Consider the following 14202-nt stretch of genomic DNA (forward strand, 5'->3'; position numbering starts at 1 on the left):
ATGAAATTCTCCTTTCAAGCAATTGTCTATAAGATTTGGCTAAGTTTTTTATTGATATTTATATGTTTTGTTGTTGGTTTGGCAGAAGAAAAAGTAGTTGTGAGTGTTGAAGATCTAGAAAAATCTACTTTACTAGAAAATTGGTCATATCAATTAGGAGATAATTTGCAATGGGCCACACCTACATATGATGATAGTAATTGGGCCAAGGGTTCTTTTCCTCTAATCAAAGAAAAGCACCTTAATCAGCAAGGTTACTGTTGGTTTCGTCTACATTTGGAATTTAGTCAAGATTTGTTAATGTCCAAAAATATTGCTCTTTTAGTTAATCAAGTTGGAGCAATAGAAGTTTATATGGATGGGGAAAAACTTCAAAAGTTTGCATTAACAAATAACAAAGTTGAGGAAAATAAAGCTGATCAGATTAGCAAAAATAATGTTTGTCTTTTTGTTCCTAAAAAGAAACATCAAGTATTAGCAATCCGCTACTTTATAAACACATCAACAGATAATTATTTTACTAATTTAGCTGTGGTCATTTTTGGATTAAGACAAGGGTTTACTGCCCAATTATTAACACCTGAAAAAGTACTAACTCAACTAAATACTTATTATCAATCATTAAACTTACAATATATTTTTATTTTTCTTACCTTTTTATTATTAATTGCTCATCTAATCATTTTTTATGTTTATCCTATAGAAAGAATCAATTTATATTATGGTATATTTCTATTTATTGGCTTAATACAACAAATATTACTTATAACAGTTAGTTTTATAAACACTAGTATACTTACATATTCTATTGCTAACATATTAATTAATCTTTTGACATTACCTTTAGTATTAGCTTTTCGATATTATTATCTTACAGCAATTTTACAAAGAGGATTTTTAGCATACCGACATTTAGCTATATTTGTTCCAATACTATTACTATCTTTGATACCTAATAGTTTTATTTACCAAACATGTATAATAATATTTTTCATTGTTGCTGTAATTTTACTAGTGGAGCTATTTGTAGCCATTAAAAGATCTTATAAAGAAAAAACACCATATATTTGGATATTTACTTCAGCTTTAATATTTTTATTAGTAGATTTAGCATTTGGGATAACTTTGCAATTAAAAGGTCAATATAGTAGTTTAACAATGGCTGTAGTTGATAGTACTTGTGGCATAGGATTTTTTCTTACAATGTCTTTTTATATTGCAGTTAAAATTAAGAGTTATTTAGAAAAACTTTACCTAACATTAGAAGAAAGAGTGCAGGAAAGAACAGAAAATTTATTAGTTTCTGAACAACGGGAAAAAAAGGCTAATCAAGCAAAAAGTATATTTTTAGCAACAATGAGCCATGAAATTCGCACACCTATGAATGCTGTAATAGGTGCAACTACTTTACTTCTCAACACTAAACTTGACTCAGAACAGCAAGATTTACTAAAAACCATACAAATTAGTGGGGAGTCTTTACTTGCTTTGATCAATGATATTTTAGATTTTTCAAAAATAGAATCTGGTAATTTAGAAATAGAAAATATTGATTTTGATTTACGCAATGCTGTTGAGGAAACTTTAGATTTAATTTCTCAAAAATGTGCTGAAAAAAGTATAAATTTAATTTACATTTATGATAATACAGTGCCTAATTTTATTTATGGAGATGTAACTAGATTAAAGCAAATTTTAATAAATTTATTAAGTAATGCTACAAAATTTACTGAAAAAGGGGAGATTATCCTTAAAATTTCATCTATTGAACAAGAAAATAACCTTTATCAAATAAACTTTAGTGTTAAAGATAGTGGTATTGGTATTGCTAAAGAAAAAATTTCTCAGCTATTTCAAGCTTTTAGTCAAGCAGATAAATCTACTACTAGAATTTATGGCGGTACAGGTTTAGGACTAGCAATTAGTAGAAAACTTTCTGAACAAATGGGAGGAAAAATTTTTTTAGAAAGTGTTGAAAAACAAGGAACTACAGCACATTTTACTATACTAGCTAAAAAAGCTAGCAATACAAAATATGATTACCTCTATCAAGAAAATAAAAGTTTGATAAATAAAAATACCTTAGTGTTAATAAATAATGACCAAAACCAACAGTTTATAACAACTAATTTAAATACTTGGGGATTAAAAGTAAAACAGTTAAAAGATATTTCAGAATTACTTAACACCTTTAATAGCGAAGAAAAAATAGGCTTTGTTATTTTGGAAGCATCCAGGGACATAGAAAAAATACTTGATTCAATAAATGAAATAAATAAGGAAAAAACACCTATTTTGTTAATAACTTCTGTTATTGAAATCAAAAATATAGCTGTAAATTATAAACAGATAATTAAGATTACTAAGCCAATAAAACCCACGCAATTATATAGTATTTTAGTGAATTATTTTGATAAAAATTTGTTAGAAGAAAAAAGTATTAATAAACTAACAATAGAAAAAATATCTGAAAATACTAAACCATTAAAAATATTATTAGCGGAAGATAATATTATTAATCAAAAGATAGCTAAAAAATTATTAGAAAAATTAGGATATTCTATAGACATAGTAAATAATGGTATAGAAGTTTTACAAGTATTGAAAGAAAAACAATATGATATTATTTTAATGGATATACAAATGCCAGAAATGGATGGACTAACAACTACAGAAGAAATCATTAAGACTATAGACTTAAAAGTTAGACCAAAAATTGTTGCAATGACAGCGGGTGCAGTAGAAGGAGATAAAGAACAGTGTTTGGCAGCAGGCATGGATGATTACATCAGTAAACCTATTAATTTAGAACAACTTCAAAAGATGTTGACAAGATACCAATAAAAATTCAAAGGTTTTTCATCTGTATTTTTTCTTATAGGTTTGTATTTTATTCTTAGAAATAGAGTTCTAGCTTATTAGCTATACTTTCTAAACTAGGACGCTGTTCAGGGTTTTTTTCTAGCATTGCCATTATCAAATCAGCTAATTTGGGGTTGATTTCAACCATTTTGCTAATATGTGTGGGTGTTTTGCTGACTTGTGCAATTAATATTTGCATTTGATTACCTAAAAAGGGTAAATCACCTGTTAAGAGTTCATAAAAAACTACCCCCAATGAATATATATCGCTTTTCTCATTTATGGAAAGTTTTTGTATTTGCTCAGGGGACATATATTCTGGTGTTCCAACAATGATGTTAGGATCGGTCAAACGTTGAAGGCTAACAACAAAATTTTCTTGTTTGCTTTGTAAAAAAGCGATTCCAAAATCTAACACTTTTATTCTAGGTGCATCATCCATTGGGTTTAATAAAAATATATTAGCTGGTTTTAAGTCTCTATGTATTACGCCTTGTCTATGTGCAGCCAAAACGCCTAGACAGATTTGCCTCATTATTTTTACTGCTTTTCTCTGAGAAGAAATAAAGCCATGTTGAAATAATTCTGCTGTCAAAGAATGGCCTGGTAAAAGTTCCATAGTAATAAAAGCCTGCCCAGATTCAGCCAATCCATACTCATAAATTTGAACTACATTAGGATGATTAATACGTAAAGTTGCTGATGCTTCTCGTGCAAAACGTTCTACTTCAACCATATTGGATATATATTCACGTCTTAAAAGCTTTAATGCAATTTCTTGGTTTTTGGCTAAATCATATGCTTTGTAGACAATACCCATCCCTCCACGACCAATAGGATTTAATAGTTTATATCTACTATTCAATATTCTATCAATATAAAGAAAAGTTTCACTAGGGGCATCAATGGAATTATTTGATGTAGGAGTTTTAGGAAATGAGTTTAAGGATTCAAAAATTACGGGAACTTTAGTTGTAGAATCATTGGATTGTATTTCTGTTAGACTAACTAATTGCATAGTATTATCGTCAACTAAATTTGGGTTGGAATCTAGGTTGGTTAAAAATGTTTTAGTTTTAGCTACTATTTCTATAAGATTAAGAGGTTTACGCCAATAATCTTTTATACCTGTAGTTAGCAAAGCTTTTTTTATCTCTTCATCTTCAGAAATAGTTATAAAAATAAAAGGGATATGCTGCAAACCAGACGAATTTTTAATATGAAAAAATAAATCGATTCCATTAAGTATAGGCATATGCCAGTCAGAAATAATTAAACTAGGGGTATTTTGTAGGCATAAGTTTAATGCTTGCTGTCCATTTTGAGCAGTAAGTATCTGACAATCTAAACTTTGAAATGCTTTCTCAAGTATTTTCAAAGTTGCAATATCATCATCAACAATTAAGATACAATGGTCACTCATAATTTATGTACTAGGGATATTTACTAAAAGTAATTTGCGTCTTAAGTAAATTCTACTCAAGAGTTTAACTTGTGGCAAATAGAACAAGGAAAAAGATTTGTTGACTTTATAATTGAATTTGGAGAATGTTGTAAATAAAAAGTTTGTAGCTCAAGAATAATTTCTATAGAGTTTTCTTAACGGATTAGATTCTTAAAATGAGTAGCACATTAAAGCAAAATTGGTGGCTTTTTTCTCCTCGTGTAGATTTAGCTGTGTTTTTAGGTAGTGCAGTAGTCTCACTACTCGCGCTTTGGATAGGTGCGCGAGTAGGTTTATTAAATGGCTCAACCCCTGATTGGGCTTGGATTCCAGCGGTCTTATTTATTGATGTTGCTCATGTTTATTCAACAGGATTTCGTGTTTATTTAGATTCTGATGAGCTAAAACGACGACCTTGGCTATATGTGCTTGTCCCTACTTTAGCTTTGGTTGCAGGAATTATGCTTTATTCACAAGGTGAATTAACCTTTTGGCGTGTTCTAGCCTATCTAGCAGTTTTTCACTTTGTCCGTCAACAATATGGGTGGGTAGCACTTTACCGGGCCCGCTGTGGTGAAACTAACAAACTAACTTGGTGGATTGATAGCGTTGCTGTTTATATGGCTACAATTTACCCTCTAATTTATTGGCATACTAACTTACCTCGTCTTTTTTGGTGGTTTTTAACCGATGACTTTATTGCTATTCCTCAAATTGTTCAAACTGTCGCGCTACCAATTTATTACATATCGCTAATAGCTTATTTTGCTAAAACTCTTTATTTGGGCTTAGGTAAAAACCATTGGAATCCAGGCAAAGATATTGTCTTAGTTACAACTGCAATTTGTTGGTATGTTGGAATTATTGGTTATAACTCAGATTATGCTTTTACTGTAACAAATGTAATTATTCATGGAGTACCTTATCTAGCTTTAGTTTATTGGTATGGTCGTCAACGCTTGGACGAACAACACCAAAAAGGAATATATCGATTGTTTTCAGATGGGCCGCTAGGCTTTTTAACTTTGCTTTGGGCCTTAGCCTATGTTGAAGAAATGATTTGGGATAGAGGCGTTTGGCATGACCGTAGCTGGTTTTTTGGTCAAGGTTGGGATTTGGATGAGTTTAAGATTATTTTAGTCCCACTGTTAGCCCTGCCGCAAATTACACATTATGTTTTAGATGGTTTTATTTGGCGACGTAAGAAAAACCCTAATTTTTCTTTGGTTTCTAACGTGCAGGAAGTTTCTCGCTAGTCGAAATTTTATACCAACATTTTTCAATTGCTAAACCTTCGATTGTCCCACGAATGTCTATTGCTGAAGGCAAAACAAGTAAATCAGCTTGCTTATCTAGCGGACGTAAAACTAATCCTTCACCACTAGCAAAAATACGTCTAATTAATACCTTTTCTTCGTGCTTAATAATAGCAATTTGTCCATTACGTACCTGATTAGTGCGTCTTACTGCTAGGTAATCTCCAACATTAGCAATTAAAAAATTTATTTGTGTCATTAACTCCAACACTATCCAACTATTAGGTTTAGCATTAAAGCCAATTATATCTAATGGTAAATTGATTTTTTCCTCTGCTAACTCAAAACTGTGATGCTCCCCTAAACTTGTATAAAAAAGTGGGTAATCTATTCCAAGGTCAGAACGACAAAACTTGATACTAATTCCATTACTTAAATCTATGTTTGATAACATGTTAGATAATATCTTGCAGATCTAATAAACCTAGTACGTAATCTTCTGAATCTAGCACGGGTAAGGCGTTGATATGACGCTCAGCCATTAAATTCTTTGCATCTCTAACTAAAGTTCCTGTTTTAATAGCTAGACCAGGTTTGATCATAACCTCACCAACCATAACATTAGCAATATTGTCATTTTCTTCCCAGTGACGACGGAAATCACCATCAGTAAAAATTCCAAGACGTTTTCCAGTTTTATCAGCGACAATTGCTAAACCAGCACGGGCGCGACTTATAGCTATAATTGTTTCTTTAACAGTAGTTTCTGGTGAAACAATTGGGCAACGTGAACCAGTTCGCATAAGCTCTTGGGCTTGGCTAACAAGTTTTCCTAGGCTACCGCCGGGATGAAGTCGAGCATATTCATAAGTTGTAAAGCCTCGTAATTCTAAAACGGTAAGTGCTAGAGCATCACCTAGAGCAAGTAGGGCAGTTGTTGAGCTAGAAGGGGCAAGCTGCAATGGGCAGGCTTCTTCTAAAATACCTATTTCTACCACTAGTTCACAGCCACGACCTAGCGAAGAAGTTTGCTGGGCTGTTAGTGCGATACAAAAAACTTGACGAGTACGTAGATGAGGCAGAAGGCGAATAATTTCTTCACTTTCTCCTGAGTTAGAGAAAATTAATGCTACATCTCCACTACCAGCCATGCCTAAATCACCGTGCAATGCTTCAGAAGGATGAAGAAAAAATGCTGGAATGCCAGTAGATGCAAAAGTTGAAGCTATTTTTTGAGCGATTAATCCAGCTTTACCCATACCAGAACAAATAATTTTGCTTGGACAGTCGGCTATTTTTTCTACTGCTAAGGCAAATTCTTGGCCTAGCAAAGATTCTACCTGGTGGAGTGCTACCGCTTCCATTCGTAATACTCTTTTACCAGCTTTAATTATTTTATTTTTGCTTTGTTTATGTTGCTCGCGTTTGTCTTGTATCATTGCACTAAGCAGATTATTATCCAGAATTTAATAAGTCAAGGAGATAAAGACTTACAATGGCAGGCGAAAAAGTGCTAGTTACTGGTGGTGCTGGGTTTATTGGTAGCCACTTAGTAGATGGTTTATTAGCTAAAAATTATAAAGTAAAAGTATTAGATAATTTTACTACAGGTAAAAAAGGGAACTTATCTAGTGTTCTTTCGGATATTGAACTAATAACAGGAGACATTAGAGACGAAGAGGCTATAAAAAAAGCTGTTTTAGGCGTTGATTTTGTACTTCATCAAGCTGCTTTAGGTTCAGTTCCACGTTCAATTGATGACCCGCTTACCACACATGAATGTAATAGTACAGGAACATTAAAGCTTTTGCTTGCTGCGCGAGATGCAGGAGTACAACGCTTGGTTTATGCTTCTAGTTCTTCAGTTTATGGCAATACTCCAACCTTACCAAAAATAGAAACTATGCCTCCCTCGCCACGTTCGCCATATGCGTTATCTAAATTATCAGGTGAAATTTATTGTCAGCTTTTTAGTTCGCTTTATGGTTTTGAAACTGTGAGTTTACGCTATTTTAATGTCTTTGGCCCTCGCCAAGATGAACATTCTCAATATGCTGCTGTAATTCCTAAGTTTGTTACGGCTTTACTTAAAGGAGAGTCTATAACTATTTTTGGAGATGGCAGTCAAACTAGAGATTTTACTTTTATAGAAAATGTTGTTGCAGCAAATTTACTAGCAATGACAGCACCAAAAGAGACGGCTGCAACAGCCGTAGATATATCTTGTAGCGGCTATTACTCAATTTTATCTGTTGGCGAAAAATTAGCCAATATATTAAATACTTCATTAAAAGTAAATTTTGCTGAGTCAAGACCAGGATGTAAAGATTCCTATGCAGATATTAGTAAAGCAAAAGAATTAATTAAATATATTCCTAAAGTAGATTTTCAAACTGGGTTAAAACAAACTGCTGAATGGTTTCAAGCGCAATATTTAGAATTAGTTAAGTAGATATGTTTATAGTAATGAGATTGGTTTTGTAAGTTATTGATTCTAAAGAAGTATTAAAACCTTAATGCCCTGTAAGGGCATTTTGTAATAGCCTAGTTCTTTAGGGCTGGGCTATATTTTTAAATCTGTAAATTTAACCTTACTGTATTATAATTACACACCCCACTAAAAATCTTTAATCTTAAGGTCTTAGAAATCTAAGTGAGTTTAGAAGTATGCTTAAAAAAAGTTTGATAAAGGCTAAAAAAAGTTTACTTAGCGCAATTCTTTTAAGTTTAATATTTTCTACTAGCACGATAGCTCAAACCCAAAACTTTTTATCTTTTATTCAAGATCCAAGTAAACGTTTTGGAGCAAATTCATCTAGTCCAAGTTTACGTTATATGCCAACAAAGGATTTTTCACCTGCAAAACGCTATGGAGTTCAACAAGTTGGAGAGGCTTCTTTAGAGAAAGTAAAACGTGTAAGTGTCCAAAAGACGGTTGCTGGCCCAGAACAATTAATAGCAAGAGCCGATAAATTAGTTGAAGATAAACAAACTGAAAAAGCAGTAGAAATTTACCAAAAAGTTTTAAGTAATAATAAATCAGCTAGCGCACATTTAGGGTTAGGTACTGCTTTTTAGATTTAGAAAAATATGATGAAGCTATCAAAGAAATTAACTTAGGCTTAAGTCTTGATCCTAATGATAGGGAAGGGCAAATAAATTTAGGTGTTGCACTTTATCGCAGTGGGCAAATTGCTGAATCAACAAGCCATTATGAAAAATTGATAGCTGCAACAAAAGCTGAAAACATAAAAGAAAAAAGAAATCTTGCTTCAATAAATTACAATTTAGCAATAGCTTATGCTCATCAGGGAAATTTTGAGAAAGCCATAAATGCTTATAAACAAGCAATAAGTTTAAGAGAAGACTTTGCAGAAGCTTATAATAATTTAGCTTTAATTTATGAAGTAGAAGGAAACCTAGACGAAGCTAAAAAAAATATTTCAATAGCAATTGAAAAAGGAAAAGGCAATTACCCTTTAGCACACTATAACTTAGCTAGAATTTATTTTAGGCAAGGGAATTATTTGGATGCTGAACAAGAATTTTTACTAGCAGTTAAGCAAAAGACAGATTTTGCAGAAGCTTATTTAGATTTAGGCAACACTTATATCTTGCAAACACGAACAAATATTAGAAATATGCTAACGCAAGCTATAGATAGCTATAAAAAAGCTGTTGAAACTCGCAAAAATTATTATGCTTTGGCACATGAAAATCTAGCTATTGCATTAAGCTTAAATAATCAAGTAGAAGAAGCATATAAACATTATAGAATAGCTATGGATCAATATACAGAAGCTAGTATAAATACTTTATATAATATAATGTCTACTAAACAAAGAAAGACAGCTTTTGCAATAGATAATGAATTAAGTAGATTAGAAGACGTAAGAAATTTAAGAAAAATAGAGAAAAAAGATTTAATAAATAAAATGTTATCAATATTAGAACAGTATGAAGCAATGGATGAAGAATTAAAAGATGTTGCTATTTTGCATTATTGTGCTGGTCATGCTTATGTTAGTGTGGAGAATTGGACAGCAGCAATAGATGAATTTGAGCAAGCCTGGGAACTGTCAAACAGAACAGATCAAGAAGCCTTAAAAGCTTTAATATCAGTCTTAGAATTAGTCAAATATTACTAATAATTATTAGCATAAGGAAAGGGATCAATAAAATGTCGTCTATGCCAATTTCGTCAGATTCAGATAAAGAAGAATTATATGAAATGAAGGAAGATGTTTCTCATAGCTCACTTTGGAATGAGGATCTTGCACCTGTACCAGTAAAAAAACGCGATTGGACGACTTATAATTTTGCCGCCCTTTGGATCAGTATGGCGCATTGTATTCCTACCTATATGCTTGCTTCAGGGCTAATTAGCGCGGGAATGAATTGGTGGCAAGCTTTAGTTACTATTTTACTTGGTAATATAATAGTACTAGTCCCAATTTTACTTAATTCTCATCCTGGTACTAAATATGGAATTCCTTTTCCAGTTTTTGCTCGTGCTAGTTATGGAACGCTTGGATCAAACCTTCCAGCTTTAATGAGGGCTATAGTTGCTTGTGGTTGGTTTGGTATCCAGGCCTGGATTGGTGGACAAGCTTTACAAGTATTTTTCCGTACACTTATGCCAAGTTGGACTACGCTCTTAGGCGATAAAATACAGAGTCCTGCCATTATTGCTGGTTATACTCCAACCGAATATATTTCTTTTCTGCTATTTTGGGCATTAAATATTTTTATTGTCTATAAGGGAATGAATTTACTTAAGCATGTAGAAAATTGGGCTGCACCATTTGTTTTAGTAATGGCTCTTTTTCTAATGATTTGGGCGATTTGGAAAGCTCAAGGCTTAGGTGCAATTATGCAGGATAGCGGCAAATTTAAGAGTTTAAGAGATTTCCTACCAGTTTTTATCCCTTCTTTAACTGCGATGATAGGTTATTGGGCTACACTTTCGCTAAATATGCCAGATTTTACTCGCTTTGGACGAAGCCAGCGCGAACAAATGGTTGGGCAAGTCGTGGCTCTTCCTTCTACTATGACAGTCTTTGCTGCTATGGGTGTAATTATTACTTCTGCCTCTGCAATTATTTATGGAAAAGTGATTTGGGATCCAGTTATCTTAATTGGTGAATTTACTCAGCCTGTAATTGTTGCAGTTTCAATGTTTACAGTAGTAATTGCTACATTATCAGTAAATATTGCTGCTAATGTAGTTTCACCAGCAAACGATTTTGCTAATGCTTTTCCTAAGTGGATTACTTTCCAACGAGGAGGATTATTAACAGGAATTATTGGAATTTTAATGATGCCCTGGAAATTATTAGCAGATCCATCAGGTTATATTTTTACTTGGTTGGTTGGCTATTCTGGCGGACTAGGATCTATTGCAGGGGTAATGATTGCAGACTATTGGCTAATTAGAAGAAAACATTTAGAAGTGCCAGATCTTTACCTTTCCCAAGGTATATACCGCTATATAGGCGGCTGGAATATTGCAGCAATAGTGGCTACTTTGCTAGGCTGCGGCCTGGCCTGGGGCGGAATAGTAATAAAACCTTTAGCTCCACTTTATGATTATGCTTGGTTTGTAGGCTTTTTTGTTTCAGGTGGCACTTATTGGGCTTTGATGATGTTACAAGAAACCAAAATCACCAGATTTTCACCAGAAAAGAAATAAATTCGGCTTAAATCTACTTGACAGCTTTAAGTTATAAAAGATATTATGCCGATTCGCATTTGCCCTAAGCCAAAATTAAAGCTTGAACAATCAAAGTTTTGACAACTTAAAAAAACAAGATTTAGTTTTTATGCACTTAGCATTAGAAGCTGCTCAAACAGCTTATTTACTAAATGAAGTGCCTATTGGAGCAGTGCTGGTCTTTGAACAACAAGTAATAGCAATTGGATATAATCGTACTCGTTTAGATGTTGACCCAACAGCACATGCAGAAATGATTGTGCTAAGAGAAGCATCTAAAAAGCTTGATAACTATCGTTTATTAAATACTACGCTTTATACTACTATTGAACCTTGCTCAATGTGTGCTGGGGCGATGATCTGGGCGCGAGTATCTCGTTTAGTTTATGGTGCGGCAGACTTAAAAGCAGGTGCAATTGACTCTGTTTTTCAACTTTGCAGTAGTAGTAAGTTAAATCATCAAGTTAGTGTTACTAGTAAAATTCTTGAAGAAGAGTGCCGAGCGATTATGCAAAAATTTTTTCGTGCTAGAAGATAGGGCCTTATAAATTAGGAGGGGTAGTCTAATGGTAAGGCACCGGTTTCGAAAACCGGCGCGAGAAATCGCTTGGGGGTTCGAGTCCCCCTCCCTCCGTCAGAAAAAGTTATTAGTAAAAATCTGATGGAAAGCAGCTAAGATTTTCTGCTGAAAATCTGCTAAGAATCTGCTAAAACGATTTTGCAATAAGCTCCCAAGTGTGATATCTTCGGAGAGGTGGGTGAGTGGTTAAAACCACACGCTTGGAAGGCGTGCATACGCTAACGCGTATCGCGGGTTCGAATCCCGCCCTCTCCGTTAGTAGTAAATAAAAATTTTCTTTGAAATAAGAACTGTTTGATCGGGCTCCGGCGCGGTACAACGGCGAAACAGGAACCCCGCCAGGACGGGAACGTAGCAACGGTACTGTGTAGTCGTGTGTTGCCGTTCAACCGGGGCCCGGTCAAACAGTTTTTATTTTTACCCACTTTTTCTACTCTGCTAAACTTTTCAAAAGCATTATGTCTTACCAAGTAATTGCAAGAAAATGGCGACCACAAACCTTTGAAGAAGTAACAGGTCAAGAAGCAATTACCCGTACTCTACAAAACTCAATTCAAATGCAGCGACTCCACCATGCCTTTATTTTTTCTGGGCCACGTGGATGTGGAAAAACTACTACAGCTAGAATCTTAGCTAAAGCAATTAATTGTTTTGAAGGCTTAAGTGCTAAACCTTGTGGTAATTGTTCTTCTTGTCAAGAAATTACAGCAGGTAACGCTATTGATGTACTAGAAATTGATGCTGCTTCAAACACTGGTGTTGATAATGTTCGAGATGTAATTATTAATACCATTGCTATTAATCCTGCACGAGATCGCTGTAAGATTTTTATTATTGATGAAGTTCATATGCTTTCTATTAGTGCTTTTAATGCCTTATTAAAAACACTAGAAGAACCTCCTAAACATATTGTTTTTATTCTTGCTACTACAGAACTACATAAACTACCCCAAACAATACTTTCTCGCTGTCAGCATTTTGAATTTAAGACCATTGCAGCCGAAGCAATTGCAAAACGATTACGAATAATAGCTGATGCTGAAAGTATTGCAATTAGCGATGATGCTTTGATGATGATTGCTTTTGCTGGTCAAGGTAGTATGAGGGATGCTCAATCTGCTTTTGATCAAGTAATTAGCTTTGCTGGAACAGAGATTACAGAATCAGATATTCGTAGCGCGTTAGGAATTATTAATCAGCAAGTTTTAGCAGACTTTACTTTAGCAGTTGCTAATCGTAATGAAGAAAAGTTGATACACTTAGTATCAGATATTACAGCAACAGGTTATGACTTGCGCCAATTTTGTCGAGATCTAATGGTACATTTTCGTAATTTATTGATGTTAAAGACAGTTGGCTATGACCAAGAAATTTTGCCAATAATGAAAAGTGAGCTAGCAAGTTATAAAGAGCAAGCAGAATATTTTTCTAATCAAGATTTAGTAAGGTTTTTTAACTTATTAGCTAATTTAGAACAAGAAATAAAAACAAGTACCCAGCCAAGATTTCATTTAGAGATAGGATTAATTAAACTAGCACAATTAACTAAATTACAAAGTTTAGAAGAAATAGTTTTTTGGCTAAAAGCATTAGAAGAAAAAATTATAAATGGACAACCTGCAAACCAAATAAGCCAAACTTTTTCTAACATTAACAAGGAAGTAAGACCTACTGAACCAATCAGTAGAAGCCTAAATATTCCTACTATTTCTACTCCTACTTCTCCACTCAAGCCTGTTGAAAATGTTACAGACATTACTAGTAAACTTCCTATTAGCAAAACTAAAAAAACACCTGTTAAAGATAGTCCTATTCAAGGTTTCAAAAATGCTACTCAAGTTGAAAGTGAAACTACAAAAGCAAATAAGCCTATAGAAATAAATGAAACAAAGCCAAATATAATAGAATCAATTACTGAAAACATAACAGCACCAAAAGTTGTAACTGGAGATCCAATAGAGCTAATTAAAAAAGAACTTGAAGAGCGCCGTAAATGGATGCTTTTAAGTGCATTAGAACAAGGTGCATTAGAACTAGTGGACGATACATTAAAAATAAATTTTAATCAAAAAGCCAAAGTTTCCCAACAAATGGTAAACAGTAAAGAAAACCGTGAAACTTTGTTGGATGCTGCTAAGACAGCTTTGGGTCGAATACTAAAAATTGAAGCTAAAATAGCTGGAGATAGTAAAGAAGAAAATTTAGAAGAGCAAAAAAAACAACAGTTACTTAAACAAGCTTCAGAACATCCGCTTGTTGATGCTTTTGTAAGAACTTTTAAGGGTGAGTTAGTAAGTGTTGAAATAGAAGAATTACAAGGAAAGAAAGAAAAAAAGTAAACTTCCCA

General features: G+C 33.5%; 11 protein-coding genes, 2 tRNA genes and 1 other RNA gene. 11 read left to right on the forward strand and 3 right to left on the reverse strand.

Annotated features, from left to right (window positions below):
- The first annotated feature begins 99 nt into the window (after positions 1 to 99).
- Positions 100 to 2844: a response regulator gene (locus IPK14_26410; GenBank protein ID MBK7996776.1), complete on the forward strand. Its 2745-nt coding sequence runs from the start codon at positions 100 to 102 to the stop codon at positions 2842 to 2844.
- Between the two features lie 52 nt (positions 2845 to 2896).
- Here IPK14_26410 and IPK14_26415 read toward each other — a convergent pair whose 3' ends face one another.
- Positions 2897 to 4285, reverse strand: a complete 1389-nt coding sequence (locus IPK14_26415; protein MBK7996777.1) for a protein kinase — start codon at positions 4283 to 4285, stop codon at positions 2897 to 2899.
- A gap of 197 nt (positions 4286 to 4482) precedes the next feature.
- Between IPK14_26415 and IPK14_26420 the strand changes: the two genes are divergently transcribed.
- Positions 4483 to 5562: a hypothetical protein gene (locus IPK14_26420; GenBank protein ID MBK7996778.1), complete on the forward strand. Its 1080-nt coding sequence runs from the start codon at positions 4483 to 4485 to the stop codon at positions 5560 to 5562.
- Here the strand turns inward: IPK14_26420 and IPK14_26425 are convergent.
- Positions 5537 to 6016, reverse strand: a complete 480-nt coding sequence (locus tag IPK14_26425) for a hypothetical protein (GenBank protein MBK7996779.1) — start codon at positions 6014 to 6016, stop codon at positions 5537 to 5539. The genes IPK14_26420 and IPK14_26425 overlap by 26 nt on opposite strands.
- Position 6017: 1 nt before the next feature.
- Complete coding sequence (locus IPK14_26430) at positions 6018 to 7001, reverse strand: KpsF/GutQ family sugar-phosphate isomerase (protein MBK7996780.1); 984 nt, start codon at positions 6999 to 7001, stop codon at positions 6018 to 6020.
- A 56-nt stretch (positions 7002 to 7057) separates the two neighbouring features.
- Between IPK14_26430 and IPK14_26435 the strand changes: the two genes are divergently transcribed.
- From IPK14_26435 to dnaX, 9 genes are all read left to right on the forward strand, one after another.
- Entirely contained in the window at positions 7058 to 8014 is a 957-nt protein-coding gene (locus IPK14_26435; protein MBK7996781.1) for an SDR family oxidoreductase, read from the forward strand.
- A 215-nt stretch (positions 8015 to 8229) separates the two neighbouring features.
- A complete protein-coding gene (locus IPK14_26440) occupies positions 8230 to 8640 on the forward strand; it encodes a hypothetical protein (protein MBK7996782.1) in 411 nt (136 codons plus the stop codon).
- Positions 8641 to 8663: 23 nt separating this feature from the next.
- Positions 8664 to 9710, forward strand: a complete 1047-nt coding sequence (locus IPK14_26445) for a tetratricopeptide repeat protein (protein MBK7996783.1) — start codon at positions 8664 to 8666, stop codon at positions 9708 to 9710.
- Positions 9711 to 9793: 83 nt separating this feature from the next.
- Positions 9794 to 11254 carry an NCS1 family nucleobase:cation symporter-1 gene (locus tag IPK14_26450; protein ID MBK7996784.1) on the forward strand — a complete coding sequence of 487 codons (1461 nt, stop codon included), beginning with the start codon at positions 9794 to 9796 and terminating at the stop codon, positions 11252 to 11254.
- Positions 11255 to 11384: 130 nt separating this feature from the next.
- Complete coding sequence (locus IPK14_26455) at positions 11385 to 11813, forward strand: nucleoside deaminase (protein MBK7996785.1); 429 nt, start codon at positions 11385 to 11387, stop codon at positions 11811 to 11813.
- A 14-nt stretch (positions 11814 to 11827) separates the two neighbouring features.
- Positions 11828 to 11909: transfer RNA gene (locus IPK14_26460), tRNA-Ser, on the forward strand.
- A gap of 114 nt (positions 11910 to 12023) precedes the next feature.
- Positions 12024 to 12110: transfer RNA gene (locus IPK14_26465), tRNA-Ser, on the forward strand.
- Between the two features lie 47 nt (positions 12111 to 12157).
- Positions 12158 to 12254: signal recognition particle sRNA small type (gene ffs / locus IPK14_26470), an RNA gene on the forward strand.
- Between the two features lie 59 nt (positions 12255 to 12313).
- Positions 12314 to 14194 carry a DNA polymerase III subunit gamma/tau gene (gene dnaX / locus IPK14_26475; GenBank protein MBK7996786.1) on the forward strand — a complete coding sequence of 627 codons (1881 nt, stop codon included), beginning with the start codon at positions 12314 to 12316 and terminating at the stop codon, positions 14192 to 14194.
- Positions 14195 to 14202: the final 8 nt, after the last annotated feature.

The organism is Blastocatellia bacterium (assembly GCA_016713405.1).
Classification (GTDB): Bacteria; Acidobacteriota; Blastocatellia; order Chloracidobacteriales; family JADJPF01; genus JADJPF01.